Here is a 16,289-nt window from a genome sequence, read left to right as displayed (position 1 = left end):
ACCATGGGTTGCCCGGCTTAATGAGAGAGTCGGTGTGACCGAGAAGCCCTGCAAGTTTACGCTTGCAGGGCTTTTCTCGTTTTCGTCCGAGGATCGGCTACAGTTGAGAAGTCATCGATAGGGAGATCTCATATGAAGTGCTTAATTTGTCAGGCTGCCGCCAAGACTGTTCACGCGCTGGGAGACTGGTCAGAGGTCATATGCTCAGCCGGTTGTGGACACTTCAGGGTCTCGGCCAATCTTGTTGCGAAAATGATGTTGAAGCACGAATCCTTTGACCTTGAACGCACAAGGCGATGGCTTGAGATGGCTCGAAGTGATGAACCAGTGCCCTTGATATCGACCTACGATTACAACGTTTCCTTATTGCATCGCGACGCCGAAGAGCGGTCGGCCAGCCGGCCAAATCGTTCCAGAGAATCGGTAGCGTCGGATTAGATGGAGGTTCTTGCTTCGATGTGACGAAGCAGCCAACTACTGCTTGGCTGCTTTTTTACTGCTGTCTGCCGTCCTTGCTAATTTGAAATGACGGTCCTGTTTCTCCCGCTGGACTTGGCGATGTATAGCGCTTTGTCGGCGATATCCACCAAGCCCTCTACCGTATCGACTTCCCGTTCGGAGAGTGAACTAATGCCAATGCTGATAGTGACCACCCCTAGTGGAGAGTCGCTGTGTTGTATTTTAGCGTGCTCCAAATCGAGTCGGATTTTTTCGGCCAGCAGGAAAGCCCCGACATAATCTGTGTTTGACAGTACAACGGCAAACTCTTCCCCGCCGTACCGGGCGGCCAGATCACCGGTTCGGTTTACATGCTTTCTGATTATTGCGCCCACGGCCTTCAGGCACTCATCACCCTGTACGTGGCCGTAGAGGTCGTTGTAGCTCTTGAAGAGGTCAACGTCGATCATGATCAGTGCAGTGCCGTCCAGTTTCTTGCGTTTTTTCCTGGCAACTTCAGCTTCTATGAAGAAATCAAAGTGGCGTCGGTTGGCCAGCCGTGTCAGTCCATCTTCGAGGGCCATCAAACCAAGAATCTTATTGGCTTCAATGTAATCTTTCTGAGAAGCTTGCAATTCTCTTTGCGCTTGAATTTGCTGACCCATGAGCTTGATGAGTCGATAACCAATAAAGCTGAGGATTATTAATAATATTGAGGAAATGATCAGGCTGGCGAGGGATTCGCTCCGCCAGTCCGCCAGTACTTCATTTCTATCAAATTCGGCGACGACGACAAGGGGGTACCCATTAATGCGTCTAAAACCTATGACCCGCTCTACACCGTCGATAAACGATTTTATGGTCGCCGTGCCGGAGTTCACGTCAGGCTTTAACAGGGCGAACACTTCGCCTTTTGATATGTTAATGCCGATGTCCTGGTCGCGAAATGGCTTGCGCACCACAATGTTACCGCTGGAGCTCACCAGATTGATGAGGCCATTCGTTCCGGTGTCCACACCTTCGTAAAGATTGAGGAAGTAGTTTAGGTAAATGGTAGCGATTGTGACGCCGGCAAAACTCCCGTCTGGATGGTTGACCCGGCGCGATACCGTCATGATCCATTCATTTGTTGAACGACTGCGTATGGACGGGCCGAGATAAGGGCCCGGGTCCGTATGGTCGCGATGATAAATGAAGTAGTCACGGTCCGAGTTGTTGGAACCCGCGGGTATGACACCATTTGAATTCAGCAGCCAGCGACCCTGTTCATCATAGATAAAAAACCCGTGTATTTGAGGCAGGCGTTTTTGTTGTATTTTTAGTAGTTCTTCCAGTTTTTTTAAGTTTTCTGCGTTGCTGCCTTCTGTTTCCAGTCGTTCCTTGACCCCTATAAGTACTGTGTCAGCCTGCGTAAGGGTTGCCTCGATATTGGACGATAAAGTCTTCGAGAGATTTGACATCTCGGTTTCCTTGTCGTGCAAATGGTACTCCAGGGAGTTGAAGATTCCCCATGTACTTATTGCTATCAGCGAGATGCATACGATGGCCACAAAGAGGATGACGTGTCCGACTTTGAGTTTGGCATCGGTCCACCCAGCGGAAAAAAATGAAGCCTTCCTTGTCAACATGAAATCCTGCCATTCGACGTGGGTATCAATAGTTAGCGTATTCTATTTTTTTATGCCGTTGAGGTATTTTTAGCGTGGGTATTCGTTTTCGCCATATGCGCATCTTGCTTATTGCCAAATGCGCAGGCGGTCAGGTGACGCATACCTACCCCTCAATGAGCGATGGGCACTGCCTACGTAGGGGGCACGAGCATCAAGAAAGCGGCCATTGCCCAGATCAGATAGGGGAGGCTCAACGCGCAGCCCGTGTCGGTATGGAATCTTGGAGATTACTGGAGTAAAAAATACCTTACCTGCCTCAATCCAGAGGATGTGCAAATGGTCATTACCATCAAAGAGCGCGATGAGCATCACATGTCTCATGAATCAAGTAGCGCGGGAATCAGGATGTGGGATGTCTTTCAAGGAGATGTTCTGGTCGGCGTCTATCACAGTGAAGCAGAGGCGTTGAAGTACAAGGATTTGCTGGAGAGCGGTCGATTGGACAGCCTCAAAAAACCTCCGAAAAGATAAGCTCAACGGAATGAAAAAGCCCAGCCCCGTGCTGGGCTTTGTCGGTTTTGGGGCGGATGGATGCTAGCAGTCAGCAGAGTGTGTCTGTTCAGTTGTGAATTGTTCAGAATTGGATGGCGGACGCGACATTGCGAAGCGCGTAAGGTTTACTTGTTCGCCCTGCCAGATGCTTCAGGAAACATGCTGAGTGGCCAGCTGCTGGTCAGGGCGAACACTTACCGCTATAGAGGCTGGTTTTGAGGGGAGGGGGGTGGCATTACTTGAGGGGAGAGGCAGAGATCTTTGAGTAAGTACCGATATCAGTGGTGGCCAGCAAGCAGCGGCCATCCTTGAATTTTGCGTAGAAGGTTATTGCCCTTTCTGTATCGCATAGTAACCAGCCCGCCACTAGCCCGATCGGCCCTAGAAGCAATGCTCCCGCCAGACTCCATCGAATGACGCTGCCTTTCTTGTTGACGACTTCTTCGGTTGCTGTTTCCAGCGTTTCCAGATTTGACAGGGGTATCTTTAATTCGAGAGAAGGTTTCAATGCGGATTTCAGAGTGAAAAATCCAGATTGAAATTCGGCATCGCCTGCCAGAAAGTCACCGGATATCACCGTTATTTTCGACATGATTTTTTCTTCGTGTGATCTGGTCTGGCCCGTTGAGTACTGGGCTCCAAAGGCTCCCCTCAGTCAATCGACTTGCGACAAAAGGCAAGGCCGGCGGTCACTTGATCGATACCCGTCGAGGGTATTCAAAACCGTCTGATCGAGTTCAGGGCTGCCGGTTTCTCTGTGGGTAAAAGGAATTTTTTGTCGAGGTAGCGTGACGGTTGGAAATGGTCTATTAATTGACAACCTGCACCGTGAGGGTAGGCGAGAAGTCAGCGCCTGGAAGACGTTCGATGATGCCCGGCGGTGGGGCATGAGTTGGCGGCTAGATTGCTTGGTCGTGGAAACTGACAGGTGCTCGGGAGTGGCTCATGTGGTGTTTGATCTGCTCGGAAGACGCGCGACATATTGAATCCGCAATGGATGGCATCGAACTGATTTGTCCTGAGTGCGGGCATTTCGGCGTATCTGGCATCGTTATGAGGGAACGGAACGAGCGAAAATTCGATGCCGAGCGAACCAGGGTCTGGCTTCATCGCGAACGCGAGATCAACCCTGACCGGTGTCCGGTTATCAATAGCTCGAACGTTATCTGGGCGTCAGAGCCCTGACGGTTGAGATCCCATAGGTTATTCAGTTGAATCCGGCAGATTGGCTACTATTCGAGTGAGGCAGGGCGTTACTGGGATTCGCACAGGGAAATGCGTTGCTGACAAAGTCTCGCCAATCTCAATTCCTACCAACACAACGTGAAGACATTTTTCGCGCCTGGCTCGATGCGGCTGCCCAAGCGTGCACATTCGCGAGAAAGGGTGTCGTGCAGCCATTGACAGTCATCCCCTTCGGCGCGACAGATGCGAAAGCGACGGAGGCGGATGGGTATCAGGTCCAGCGATTGCAGGCACCCGCTTGGGTCCAGGGCGGCAAAGTACAGAAGCCCCAGGTCGCCACGAAAGTCTGCGTGGTTCTCGATACCTTCGTAATCGTTCAGGAGATCACCGCAGCCATAGAGAATCAGGCGTTCGCGGTACACCTCGATGCCCTTGATGTGGTGTGAGGAATGCCCGTGCACCACGTCAACTCCGGCCTCGTCGATCAAGGCATGGGCGAACCGGACCTGCTCCCGCGGGATATCGAATCCCCAGTTACCGCCCCAGTGAATGGAAGCGACCACTCGGTCTCCCGGTTTTTTGCCCGCAAGAATCCGTTTGGCCACAAGGTCCAGGTTTTGCATCGACAGGTCCTCCAGCCGTGCGACGCCCGCGCGTCTGTCCGTGGCGGCCCAGTCCGGTGGGATGCCACAGTCGGGTGCGCCGAGGCCAAACACCAGCAAGCGCCGCCCGCCAGGCTGCGGCAGCACGGCAGGCGCTTCGGCAGTTTGCCGGTTACGTCCGGCGCCGGCGCTGCACATACCGTTGCTCGACAGGGTGTCTAGCGTATCGGTCAGACCGGCTTCCCCCCAGTCCAGCACATGATTGTTGGCCAGCATGCAGCAGTCGATGCCGGCTGCGCTGATGACCGGGAAGTTCTCCGGACTCATGCGGTAATTGATGCCTTTGGGCTCCGGTCGTCCGCGGCGGGACACCGCAGTTTCCAGATTGATGATGCGTGCGTGTGGCTGGCGAAGTTCGAACTCATCCAGCGCAGTGCCCCAGACATAGGCGAAATCGACCGGGTGGGGAATCGATCCATTGAGTCTTTCTGCCAGCCGAACGTAATCGCCGGCATTCTTGACGTAAGCTTCGTAAAGCCGCGGATCGCCAGGATGCGGCAGTACCGAATCGATGCCGCGGGCGGTCATGACGTCGCCCGCGAGAAACAGCTTCAGCGTATCGATAACAGCGGCCATGACACCCTCCCGGATATCCCGATCAGCTCACCGCACGTTTTGCTCGCACACTGTTGAAAATATCAATTTTTCTGCGTGGCCTGCGACAAGCCGATGACGAACCAACCCGGTATTGAAATCAAACGCAGTCAGAGCAAGTAGCCAGTTGCCTGTTCGAAGTGATTGTCCTGCACCCCGGCGATCAGGTGCAGTGGAATGTGCTGTTGTGCATCGATGGAGGGGATTTCAAAACTGCCCACTATTTGAAGGTGTTGCTCACTCAGCCCGGTCGACTCGTCTTCGTTTGCCTTTGCCATTCTCGCGTGGTTCGCTGCGATTTCATTGAGAGTTGACACGTTACATCTCCGGTGACTGACCAGGCGTATCGCTGGAGTCCTTAAGCGTTAATGTTGATTGCCGCCGCGTCAGAATTATGTCGTTCCGGGGCTGCTACGGGCGTACTTAGCAATCCTTGAGCCAGGCATGGTCGCGTATTCTGCGCCACGTATTGCAGGCGACGAATGGTGTCGCGGAGTTATCCATGAACAAACTAAGCCCATCCGCCACGAGCTGCCGGTGAGTAAGGGGGGCGAACTTTTATCTGGTTTCTAAAGGACTTTTCCGAGACCGAATCCTTTGGTCAGGAAATGCGAACATCTCTTTGCAGACAGCGTTCTAAATAGGTATGGGAGCCCAACAGGAGAAACATCGTGGTTCAGCGCCGCCGACACCATATCTCACAGATATCTCTTCGATTAGAGGGATTGCGCGCCAACTTGTCACAGTTCAAGCAGGACGAGCTTGAAATACAGGAGACATTACGTGGATCTCCTGCACTCGAAATCGAAAAAGCTCTGGATGAGGCGTTTGACGAGATACGTGATTCGATAAACCATACCGAAGAACTCTTGAACGCGTTGGTTCAAGATGCTGAAAGAGGTTGTGAAACGCAGGCGAGCCAAGAGGCTGGTTAAGATGTTCAAGGTCGGCTGAGGTGGAATGAGAAAGTCCGCAACCGGCGGGCTCTCTGCATCATACTGGTGCATGAAGACGTAAAGATCGGGTCTACTGATCTTTATCCTGATCTTGTTTGGTGCTCGAATGTTTGGTGCTCGAAGTAGCAGCGTTACTCAGCCCCTTTTCATTGTGATTGCCAGGTGTGGTGGTCGAGATCGCTGTGGCCTTTGTAAGTCCGTGTGTGGTTTTGGAGTGTGCGATCCCTGAAGTCGCCGAACCATGACCTTTGCTGTCATGGCGAATGCTCCCGGTGTGCTTGCCACTGATTCCATGATCCCTGATTGCTTTACCGTCATGATCGCTATCCAGGCCTTCGCTACGGCCGTTGCTATCAGCGTCAGCAGTATGGCCTTCGCTACGGCCATTGCCGTCAGCATCAGCAGAATGACCTACTCCCTGGCCGCCGGCGCCGCTACTGCTGCCGTGACCTGCACTGTTTCCGCCGCCACCACTTTTTGCATAGGCAGAGGAAATTGGGAGTAAAGGTGCTGCAGCCAGCATCATTACGCATGTCATCAAAGCTACGAAATTCGTCTTCTTTAAATGCATGATGGCTTCCATCGATGTGAGTGGGTTTGCATGAGTTAGGACGCGTGGCATGCGTCCATCGTTCTCAGGCTTCAGACAGCCGGCATGCTCTGTTGACCCAGTATCAGGCTCGCCTCGTCGACGTCGATGATTTCTGACGCCGCTTTTGGCCTGATATCACGAAACTGGAAGCTGGCTAACAGTTCATTGCTATTCGATGAATGCTTGTATATCGCTGTCCAGTTTTTTGATCGCCGCTTTGAAATCGTTGGCGGTAACCTGCTGGCTTGAATTTTTCAGTTGCTCACCGAAGACCTTGCGCACCACTTTGGCCACAGTCCGGCCATTGCTTGCGTCGATCATCTCGGCCTCAATGTACAACTCGGTCTCTTGATTACGGTGGCCGGTGGCCGCCTGAGTCGCGCCTATCGCGGCCGCAACCGGAACCACTTCATACCATTTCATACCTTCGTTGGACGCACTGACCCCGGTAATCGCAGCGCGTACGACCAGGACTCGCGAACCGGCGGGGGCCGACTGAACATTGGGTACCACACGGTACTTTTGGCCCAGTGCGCTCTTGGCATTGTTCGTCATGTAGGTTTGCAACTGGTCCAGCGTCTGGCGGTTGACCCGTTCATTGGGCTGTGGTGTCGGGTACAGTTCCAATCGCTTGAAGGCCACCGTGTCATAAGTGTTCGGATTCCAAGACGGGGTCACCCAACGCATGGCTTTCTCACCGCTGGGTGTAGTGACTTCCTGCAAGTTGTTGTAGTCGGGGAGAAACCCTGAGTACTGTTCCTTCTCCGTGACTCTTGAAGTGCATCCGCCGAGCAGCAGGCCGCTCAAGGCAACGCCGACAAGCAATTTTCTGGACAGACTCATACTGCTTACTCCATGGATTAAGACGTTCTATTCCGCATCGAGTTGACGGCAGCGACAGGCTATAGGGCTAATACCTGCACGCTGGATTCCTTATGATGCGGTCTGCATAGAGTGCCTTGTGTCCTTTGCTGGAGTATGTCCCGCTTATTTCCATGCAGTAGAAATGTTACCTAAATGAAATATATGGCTGGCTAGCATTCCAGCTTCGCTTTGTTCGAATTAGCCCCGAAGGCAAAATCCGAGGGATCGAATCGATCGGTCGTGTCCATCCGAATACTTCGCAGGCCCACCGTTTCCAGGTGTGACGCATATAGAGGCTCCGAAAAATAACTTATCAGGATGGAGCGACGGCGTGCGCCGATTAAGTTCAGACTGGCCGCATGCACTAGATCAACATCAAACACCAGGATGTCACCCGCGGAGCCTGAAAGCTGCACCGACCGGGACTCGTCATTGAAGTCGAATGGCGGCTCTCCCTGCTCAGGGCGATGGCTGCCAGGGATGATACGAGTTGCGCCGTTCTCGGGACCATAATCGTCGAAATAAGCCAGGACGTTCACAATGTCGCCTGGCCGTTGGGCCGACAAGTCGCGGTGCAGCTGCTGATGACCGCCACCTGCAAGAGGCTCGCGACCTTCTACCTGCGAGAGGAAGAACCGTTCTCCGATCAACTCACCCACCACCGCCAGCACCTCCGGCAGGCGACACACAGCCTGAATCTTCGAATCAGCGTCCAGCAGCGAATGGCGCCAATCCATGCCACGCGGCACAGGCCATTGGTCCGCCGGTTTCACGCCCGCATCGAACACGGCACGAAGGTCATCCAGCCACTCGGCCGGGATCGCTCGACGGAGCAGTGCATAGCCATCTCGATGAAGTTGCTCGCGGTCAGTCATGGATTCCTCAATTCCCTCGCCATTTACGCCTCTTGCAAAGCGCCCCCGGGCTGGACAACAGCATTAGGCTATGATCGGCCAATGCTTAAGCGTAGCTTTTACGAGTCTAGTGAGCAGAGCGAGCGGTGTTGAGTATTAGCTGTGGGTGACTGACCGTTTTTGGTCGCTCTCTGCTGCTAGCTACGGGCCGGGGAAGGCCTACTCAGTGGAAAATCGGGAGCTGGGTAGTGGGCTTTCTGTATCGGAAAAATTGGGGGATTTATGCGTGCCAGCTTTCAAATCGGTTCGATTGCCATACTGGGTGCGCAGATAGAGAGGTGGCGCCGGGTTCAATGAAGGTGAGCACTAGCGGCCATGCAAAAGTTCATCGACCACGTCCATGAATGCCTCGACTAGCAGGGTGCGTCCTTGTGTTCGCGTGAGTATCAGCAGTTGCGCGCAGGCTTCAGGGTCTGCCAGCGGCCGGTAGGTCACACCCTTTTTGGCCAGGGTCCTGGTGCACTGGGGGACAAGAGCGACGCCTTGGCCAGCGGCCACCAAGGCGATGATCGAGGTGATCTGTCGCCCAGACGGACCTGGACGTATTGGCAGACCGTTGCGTCGGTACAGATGCTCTATGGATTCATTGAGCCCGGAGCCATAATCGGCCGGAAACAGAATCAACGAGTACGCACTGAGCTGGGCCAGGGTGACCTCGTCCTGACTGGCCAGCGGGTTGTCACTGGAAAGGGCGGCCACCAGTGGTTCTCCCCCGAGAGACAATACCTGCACATCGGTTTGCCCGCTTTCAGGCAGCAGCCGGCTCATGCCGATATCGATGCGGCCATCGACTACTTGCGAATAAATACGATGAACGATTTGAAAGACGAAATATCTTCCCTGTGCGCGCCGCAATCCGCCGATGCTTCAGTCCGTCGACGATCCCTGGTGGCTGGCTGCGGTGCTCATGCCGTACATGATGGGCTGACCGACGTTATTTATGTGCTGTTGCCGATCTGGCAGTCGCAGTTCGGCATGAGCTACGCCCAGATCGGCCTGTTGCGCGGTGCCTATGCCGGAATGATGGCCGGTTTTCAACTGTTGGCGAGCCGGGCCGCCAAGCGATGGGGGCGAGAGCGCATGCTGGTGGGCGGAACGGCACTCGCAGGCCTGGCCTATTTGCTGGCGGGGCAGGCTGGCGGGTTGACGGTGCTGTTGTTGGCGCTGCTGTTGGGAGGATTGGGCGCCAGTACTCAGCACCCGCTGGCATCTTCGTTGATCACCGATACTTACGAGGCGGGCGGGGGTGTCAAACAAGCGTTGTCGCAGTACAACTTCTCCGGCGATATCGGCAAAACGTTGATCCCGGGGTTGATCGGTCTGTTGCTGACAGTCATCAGTTGGCGCGCCAGTGTCACGCTGCTGGGTCTGCTCGGGTTGGCGGCAGCGGGCCTGCTGTGGTGGCTGATCCCGGCTCGTGCCGAGCCTTTGCCCACGCACGGCAAAGCAACCAGGGCGATCACAGGTAACGGTTCTGCCATCGGGCTGCGCGCATTGATCCTGACCGGTACGCTGGACAGCGCGGTGCGTATGGGGTTTCTCACTTTCTTGCCATTTCTGTTGAAAGACAAGGGCGCCGGGACGGCAGGCATCGGTCTGGCGCTGACGATGTTGTTCGTGGGGGGCGCGTTCGGCAAGTTGCTGTGTGGCTATCTGGGTGCACGCATCGGTATGGTGAAGACGGTGTGGCTGACCGAGTTCACCACGGCGGTGTTGATCGTCATGGCGGTGTATCTGCCGTTTTTCGGCCTGATGGTGATGTTGCCGCTGCTGGGGCTGGCGCTGAACGGCACGTCGTCGGTGCTGTATGGCGCCGTGCCGGATCTGGCGGGGCCGGGTAAACGCGAGCAGGCGTTCGCGGTGTTTTACACCGGCACCATTGGGGGTGGTGCGCTGGCGCCGGTGTTGTTTGGCACCCTCGGTGACGTCACCGGTGTTCCCGTCGCGGTGATTATGTTGGCTGCCACCCTGTTGCTGACACTGCCGTTGTCCTGGTTTGTGCAGAGAGGTCTGGACGCTGATGCACGATCGCGATACCTGTTTCAGGACTAGGCAGGGTCAAGAGTGGTTGCGCAACCTCTCTAATACCTCTCGGGGCACTTGAAGCCCCAACCATCAACTATCAGATCTTTTACTTCTTCGCCAGTGGTGGTGATGCCTAGGCATTCCTTGTTTTTCTTGTAATTGAACTCGCAATATTGCACCCCTTGGGTGCATCTTTCGATTTCACTAATACCCATGTTTTTAAGTATTACTGCAGTGCCAAGCGGCTGCATCTCATTCGGTAAACTTGGCTTCCAGCCATGTTTAATCAATGCTTTTCGTGCATTTAAGAATGACATTCCTTTTTTAATCGGAACATCTGTTGCGTTCGCAAAAAAGCTAACGCAACAAAGCAAAATGCAAGCAACAAGGTGTGGTTTCATTTAAGGGTTCCGCCAAAGCTCTTGTGTGTGAAGCCAGACAGTCCCATTGCTGTAATGCAATGGTCTCTCCATGAGCTTATCGTAATTTGATATCTGCCTGACGCCGTAGTCGATCCGCCGTAACCCGCGCCAGGGTGGGTGGACTCTCGGCTATGAGGTTCGCCAGCAAAGTTTAAAAAATCTGTCGGCCGCCATAGTGGAGAAAAACGCTACGGATGACGCCGTTTGCCAATCGTATGGTGCCAAGCCGGGGAGTGATGCCTACGTGAATTGCAGGGCTCAGCGGGACAAATAGCAATTCAGATCGGTTTGATCAGGCTCGCGCCTTGGTTGCGCACATTGCCAATGGCTGTGCTGACCTTGAACCATTCGAAGGCCTCGGACGTCTCTCCCTGTTGAATCATCATATGCTCTGCGCGCTCCTTGGGTGTGGTCGGGTCGAGCCATTCTCGTGCCACCTCGGGCGCCAGTGTTACCGGGCGTTGATCGTGGATGTCCACCATGCCGCCTGCCGAATCGGCAGTGATGATCACGAAACCGTCATACTCGCTGGGCGCGTGGTCGCCGATCGGAAACTGGCCGATAGCAGCGCACAGGATCGGTGAACCGTCCCGATGCCGGATCAAATAGGGCTGCTTCTTCGGCCCGCCCTCATCGACCCACTCAAACCAGTTGTTGATGGGTGTGATGGCGCGGTGCGGCCAGATCGCCCGGTAGAATGGGCTATGCGCTACCTTTTCGACTCTGCCGTTCGGTTTCGCTGGCTGATCGGTTGCCCAATGCGGTCGCCAACACCACCTGACCAGGTCGGCGTGCAGCGTGTCGCCCTCCTGGCGAAAGAGGGCGACCCTTGTTGTGGGGGCGACGTTGTACTGCTCGAGCGGCTGGTCGCCAACGGTGTTGACCAGAGCATTGGGCATGCTCAGCGCCGCCACGAAGTCGTGGATACCCTTGTATTGCGAAAGTCGTCCGCACATGGCTGAACCCTCAAGTTCAACCCTGAGTTTAGACGATCGTTTTCGGGCGCTCTATGAGGCCGGCCAACATACTGCCAAAGCAGTGCGTGCATCTGGGAGGGTGGGCCAATGTGGGGTTTTGATGGGAGCTTGAGTGGGCTAGAACCTCCGGAGTTACACGCCCCAGCCTTCACAAACAACCGATTGGCTCATGGAAGAGCACACGCCCGACTTGACCCGGCGCATGCTCAACGAATTATCGGCATCACCGACGACGGCGACCGAGGATTGATCGCTCTGGCTGCGTGCCAGGCGTATGTGAGGGGGGATCACACTGAAGCGCAATGACCGCAATTTTCGGCAATGGTCGGTCGCTAGCCCGCGCCGCGCTTACTTGGTTTTGGAGGCGCGTCAGGACACTCATCGGCCCATCGCGTAACCGTCATGTCATTGAATTGCTCGCCGATAGTGTCTACGCGCAGGCAAACGCCGTTCTTTGTGTAGAACAAGATGCAACGCGAGCTATCAAAAGAGCAGACATCGACCTCATAGTACTTGTGCGCAGCCAGCTCACGCTCCACGCCACTATATTCATAGCCGTCGGTGGTATGCATCCGCGTCGGCTTCCATCCTTGTTTGATGAGCTTGGCCTTGACCGCGACCAAGGGCTCACCGACGGCGATGCCTGCCGGCCCGCGCTTGTCGTTTGTCGCCTGCGAGCCATCCGCAAACGCAGCACTGGTGCCAATGCAATAGAGGGCGATGAACGCGAGGGTCGAAACCTTCATTTAACAGTCCCTCCAGCTGATGTGTAGCTCGCCAAAAATTTTGAACATTCGACATACGGTTGCGGCGGGTAATGATTCGCTTTGCCAGGCCCTTCGGGAAGTGCCGCCCACCTCGTTGCCGCCTCTTCGGCACGGCTCCGGGGGATGTCGCCAGCCTTGATCTTGTCGATCACACTAAGGGTGCGACAGCACTGCCAGTTAGAGGGAAAATGCGGTGGTGCTGGCAGCTGAGCGCAACGTTAATCTGACAATTGCTTCCAGTCGATGGCGAAGCGCGCCAGGTATTTGCGCAGACGATCAGCATCGTTCGGCTGTGCTTTTGCCTGGCGGGACACATCAAACAACCGGCGTCCCGCATCGGACAGACTGTCCGCCTGACGGCAAACTTCAAGTACTGCCTTGAGTTGCAGGCGATCGAACAGATCCAGTTCGACGTCTTCACCGAGCAATCGGTCCAGTCCGTCGTTTGGTTGTGTCAGCCCCCAGGCGTAGCGCAGGCGATCAATTTCCTCCTGAACTTGGGCTTCATCGATCCGTCCGCTGTCGGCCAGTGTCGCCATGCGGGTGATGGAGGCCGACAGCTCTCGGAAGTTACCCAGCCAGGCCGCTTCACTTGAGCTGGTGAAGGTCAGATAACGACGCCGCGCTTCGAGGTTGAAGCGCACCATATGACCTTGTTCACGGGCGTGGCGCTCGAGCTCGAAATCGATGTTCGGCTCGATGTCTTCGCGGCGACCGGCCAGGCCGGGAAGGTCGAATGTCCACAGGTTGATCCGCGCATACAGGTCTTCGCGAAACAATCCTTCTGCCACGCGGTTGCGCAGGTCGCGGTGGGTGCCGGCGATGATCAGGAAGTTGCTTTCCACTTCCTTGTCCGAGCCCAGAGGAAAGAAGCGTTTTTCCTCAATGGCCTTAAGCAGCATGGCTTGTTCATCCGCCCCCAGTTCACCAATTTCATCAAGAAACAGCATGCCTCCATCGGCCGCTCGCAACAGGCCGTCGCGGGCGTTTTGCGCTCCGGTGAAAGCACCTTTGATGTGGCCGAAGAGGGTAGACATGGCACCGTCACCTCGCAGCGTAGCGCAGTTCACTTCGACGAAGCGGCCCTGTATCTGGTGGCGACTGCGCTTCAGCTCATAGATACGGCGTGCCAGAAAGGATTTGCCTGCACCTGTCGGGCCGATTAGCAGCATTGGCGCTCGTGAACGCACCGCCACGCGTTCGATTTGTTCGATGGAGCGGTTAAACGCTGCGTTTCGGGTGGCAATCCCGGACTTGAGAAAAGCCAGGCCTTCCAGGCGTTTATGGGCGAAGCGTGTGGCGATGCGGTCGTAGCGCGACAGGTCGAGGTCAATCAGAGCGTGGGTGCCGATGGCGCGCTCTTCCTCGTTAAGTCGGCGAGCGGGAGAGGTCTGGATCAGTCGCGCCGGCAGGTAGCGGGCTTCGGTGAGCAGGAACCAGCAAATCTGCGCTACGTGGGTCCCGGTGGTGATGTGCACCAGGTAATCCTCGTGCTCAGTATCGAACCTGTAGGCCGTCGTGAAATCGTGCAGAGCCCCGTACACTTCTTCGAAATCCCATGGGTTATGCAATGACATAGGGTGCAGGTGCACTTCGGTTTCCGGCGAGACCTGACGGATGTCTTCGCGAACGCGCTCCGCCAGGCTGACGTCTCGGGCGTCGACGCCATGGATCAGCTCCAGTCGATGGATCAACACATCCGGTTGCTGGCACAGGCCAACACTCGGTCGCCAATGACTCCAGCGATTGGCGCCCTTGCCGACGCGATCGAGTGTAGAGCCGATGAAACCGATGGCGACAGTACGTTTGCCTGACATTCTTATACCAAGAGATAAATGGCGATATGAAATGATAAATAATCTCTTGGCTGTTTGTCTCGGATTGGATGGCTGAAATTATAAAAATACAAAAATAAACCTTATAAATCATGTAGTTAAGATTATTTTCATTCGAAATTAATAACCTGGCACGTCGGCTGCAATATCTCTGGCAACGAACAAGACAACAGAGCGAGACGCCACGATGGCTAACTTCAAGCTGTTCAACACCCAACAGGCAGCGGTACCGGCATGCGGCACGCTGAATGCGGCTCAGGCGCCGGCTTATGCCTATACAGCCAAGCATAAGCTGGCCCAACTGGCGGTGACCGGTTGCCTGAACCAGACCTTTTACGCATCGGCCGAAAGCCAACTGGAAAACGTGTTGCAACTGGTGGCCGAGCTGGACAGCCGCTACGTGGCCAAGGCCGCTCTTTACGCTCGTAAAAAAGGCCACATGAAAGATATGCCGGCCTTGATGCTTGCAGCCTTGACTGCACAGCGCTCGGTACTGGTACCGGAGCTGTTCGAGCAGGTGGTGGATAGTGGCAAGATGTTGCGCAATTTCGTCCAGATTCTGCGCAGCGGTGTGACGGGGCGTAAGTCGCTCGGTTCGCAGCCAAAACGTCTGGTGCAAAACTGGTTGAACAACGCCAGCGAACGTCAGCTGCTACAGGCATCAATCGGTAATCAGCCATCTTTGGCGGATGTAGTGAAGATGGTTCACCCGAAACCCCAAGACGCCTGGCGTGCAGCATTCTTCGCTTGGTTGATCGGTAAGCCGGTGGATGTGCAGGCGCTGCCAGAACTGACGCGCTCGCTGCTGGCGTTTCGAAGCGGGACGGGCTATGAGGTGCCACAAGTGCCGTTCCAGTTGCTCGGCAACGAAATGCTGAGCAAGGAACAATGGGCGACTCAGGCCCGGAACATGGGTTGGCAGGCGCTGCGTATGAACCTCAACACCCTGGCACGCCATGGCGCGTTTCAGGTACCAGGATGCACCGAGTATGTAGCGGCCCGCTTGGCGGATGCCAAAGCAGTGACCAAGTCACGGGTTTATCCGTACCAGTTGCTAGCAGCCTATCGCATGACCGGTGATGACGTACCGCAAATGGTTCGTGAAGCGTTACAGGATGCGCTGGAGATGTCGTTGGCTAACGTGCCGGCGCTGCAAGGTTCGGTGATTGTTTGCCCGGATGTCTCGGGCTCGATGCACAGCCCCGTGACTGGTTATCGTCAGGGAGCGACCACGGCAGTACGCTGCATTGATGTTGCTGCGCTGGTGGCTGCGGCGGTATTGCGCAAGCAGCCGGCCGCTCGGGTGATGCCGTTTGAAATGCAGGTGGTGGATATTCAGCTTAACCCTCGCGACAGTGTAATGAGCAATGCCGGAAAGCTGGCCGCCATTGGTGGTGGCGGGACTAACTGCTCGGCGCCGCTGGTGAAACTGGCGAACGTCAAGGCCAAGGTCGATACGCTGATCCTGGTTTCGGATAACGAATCCTGGATCGATGTGCGGCGCCACGGCGCCACTGAGACGATGCGGCAATGGGAGCGCATCAAGCAGGTCAACCCGCAAGCGCGGCTGGTGTGCATCGATATGCAACCCGGCGCCACAACACAGGCGGCAGATCGTGAGGACATCCTGAATGTCGGCGGTTTCAGCGACGCGGTGTTCGATGTGATCGAACAGTTCACCATCGGTAACTATGGTGCGCAACATTGGGTAAAAGCGATCGAGGCAATGGAACCTTGATCGGATACGCAGAAAATTGATTTTTCACAGACGCTGAATGCCGATGGGACTACATCCAAAGACGTCTCATCAAACCCTTGTCAGTAAGTGTGAAAGGCACGAATGCCAGTTGGCTGTACATCTAAGACCGGTTAACCCCGGTGCGCGGTAACGCGCAA

Annotated in this window: 15 protein-coding genes and 1 pseudogene; 4 read left to right on the top strand and 12 right to left on the bottom strand. The window is 55.3% G+C overall.

Features of this window, described 5'->3' with window-relative positions; genetic code table 11:
* Positions 1-515: 515 nt before the first annotated feature.
* Positions 516-2,066, bottom strand: a complete 1,551-nt coding sequence (locus KRR23_RS09550) for a sensor domain-containing diguanylate cyclase (protein ID WP_216742306.1) — start codon at positions 2,064-2,066, stop codon at positions 516-518.
* Positions 2,067-2,384: 318 nt separating this feature from the next.
* Between KRR23_RS09550 and KRR23_RS09545 the strand changes: the two genes are divergently transcribed.
* Positions 2,385-2,579: a hypothetical protein gene (locus KRR23_RS09545; RefSeq protein ID WP_145014628.1), complete on the top strand. Its 195-nt coding sequence runs from the start codon at positions 2,385-2,387 to the stop codon at positions 2,577-2,579.
* 256 nt (positions 2,580-2,835) lie between these two features.
* Here the strand turns inward: KRR23_RS09545 and KRR23_RS09540 are convergent, their stop codons facing one another.
* From KRR23_RS09540 to KRR23_RS09530, 3 genes are all read right to left on the bottom strand, one after another.
* On the bottom strand, positions 2,836-3,192 hold the full coding sequence (locus KRR23_RS09540) for a hypothetical protein (RefSeq protein ID WP_216742305.1): 357 nt from the start codon (positions 3,190-3,192) through the stop codon (positions 2,836-2,838).
* Positions 3,193-3,910: 718 nt separating this feature from the next.
* On the bottom strand, positions 3,911-5,023 hold the full coding sequence (locus KRR23_RS09535) for a CapA family protein (protein WP_216742304.1): 1,113 nt from the start codon (positions 5,021-5,023) through the stop codon (positions 3,911-3,913).
* Positions 5,024-5,151: 128 nt separating this feature from the next.
* A complete protein-coding gene (locus KRR23_RS09530) occupies positions 5,152-5,358 on the bottom strand; it encodes a hypothetical protein (RefSeq protein ID WP_216742303.1) in 207 nt (68 codons plus the stop codon).
* A 354-nt stretch (positions 5,359-5,712) separates the two neighbouring features.
* On the opposite strand from KRR23_RS09530, the gene KRR23_RS09525 reads away from it, so the two are divergent.
* Positions 5,713-5,976, top strand: coding sequence for a hypothetical protein (locus KRR23_RS09525; protein ID WP_216742302.1), 264 nt, complete (start codon positions 5,713-5,715; stop codon positions 5,974-5,976).
* A 91-nt stretch (positions 5,977-6,067) separates the two neighbouring features.
* On the opposite strand, the gene KRR23_RS09520 is transcribed toward KRR23_RS09525, so the two are convergent.
* The 4 genes and pseudogenes from KRR23_RS09520 to KRR23_RS09505 form a co-directional block, all read right to left on the bottom strand.
* A complete protein-coding gene (locus tag KRR23_RS09520; RefSeq protein ID WP_216742301.1) occupies positions 6,068-6,568 on the bottom strand; it encodes a hypothetical protein in 501 nt (166 codons plus the stop codon).
* A gap of 189 nt (positions 6,569-6,757) precedes the next feature.
* Positions 6,758-7,432, bottom strand: coding sequence for a DUF3313 domain-containing protein (locus KRR23_RS09515; protein WP_216742300.1), 675 nt, complete (start codon positions 7,430-7,432; stop codon positions 6,758-6,760).
* Positions 7,433-7,623: 191 nt separating this feature from the next.
* On the bottom strand, positions 7,624-8,328 hold the full coding sequence (locus KRR23_RS09510) for a phytanoyl-CoA dioxygenase family protein (RefSeq protein ID WP_216742299.1): 705 nt from the start codon (positions 8,326-8,328) through the stop codon (positions 7,624-7,626).
* Between the two features lie 345 nt (positions 8,329-8,673).
* Positions 8,674-9,174, bottom strand: a pseudogene (locus KRR23_RS09505) (LysR family substrate-binding domain-containing protein); the annotation flags it as partial.
* 3 nt (positions 9,175-9,177) lie between these two features.
* Here KRR23_RS09505 and KRR23_RS09500 point away from each other — a divergent pair.
* The gene (locus KRR23_RS09500) at positions 9,178-10,419 is read left to right on the top strand and encodes an MFS transporter (protein WP_216742298.1); all 1,242 of its coding nucleotides are present in this window, start codon (positions 9,178-9,180) and stop codon (positions 10,417-10,419) included.
* Between the two features lie 29 nt (positions 10,420-10,448).
* Here the strand turns inward: KRR23_RS09500 and KRR23_RS09495 are convergent, their stop codons facing one another.
* The 4 genes from KRR23_RS09495 to rtcR all read right to left on the bottom strand — a co-directional run bounded on the left by KRR23_RS09495 (position 10,449) and on the right by rtcR (position 14,375).
* Positions 10,449-10,793, bottom strand: coding sequence for a hypothetical protein (locus tag KRR23_RS09495; RefSeq protein WP_253912003.1), 345 nt, complete (start codon positions 10,791-10,793; stop codon positions 10,449-10,451).
* 299 nt (positions 10,794-11,092) lie between these two features.
* Complete coding sequence (locus KRR23_RS09490) at positions 11,093-11,770, bottom strand: SOS response-associated peptidase family protein (RefSeq protein WP_216742297.1); 678 nt, start codon at positions 11,768-11,770, stop codon at positions 11,093-11,095.
* 353 nt (positions 11,771-12,123) lie between these two features.
* On the bottom strand, positions 12,124-12,537 hold the full coding sequence (locus KRR23_RS09485) for a hypothetical protein (protein ID WP_216742296.1): 414 nt from the start codon (positions 12,535-12,537) through the stop codon (positions 12,124-12,126).
* Between the two features lie 239 nt (positions 12,538-12,776).
* Positions 12,777-14,375 (bottom strand): RNA repair transcriptional activator RtcR, encoded by a 1,599-nt coding sequence (gene rtcR, locus KRR23_RS09480; RefSeq protein ID WP_216742295.1) that lies wholly within the window; start codon positions 14,373-14,375, stop codon positions 12,777-12,779.
* A 205-nt stretch (positions 14,376-14,580) separates the two neighbouring features.
* Here rtcR and KRR23_RS09475 point away from each other — a divergent pair, with 205 nt between their 5' ends.
* Positions 14,581-16,131 (top strand): TROVE domain-containing protein, encoded by a 1,551-nt coding sequence (locus KRR23_RS09475; RefSeq protein ID WP_216742294.1) that lies wholly within the window; start codon positions 14,581-14,583, stop codon positions 16,129-16,131.
* The last annotated feature ends 158 nt before the right edge of the window (positions 16,132-16,289 follow it).

It is taken from the genome of Pseudomonas sp. CVAP#3 (assembly GCF_018986375.1).
GTDB lineage: Bacteria > Pseudomonadota > Gammaproteobacteria > Pseudomonadales > Pseudomonadaceae > Aquipseudomonas > Aquipseudomonas helvetica.
The sequence above is the reverse complement of the archived record's forward strand: the minus strand, read 5'-3'. Positions and strand labels throughout refer to the sequence as shown.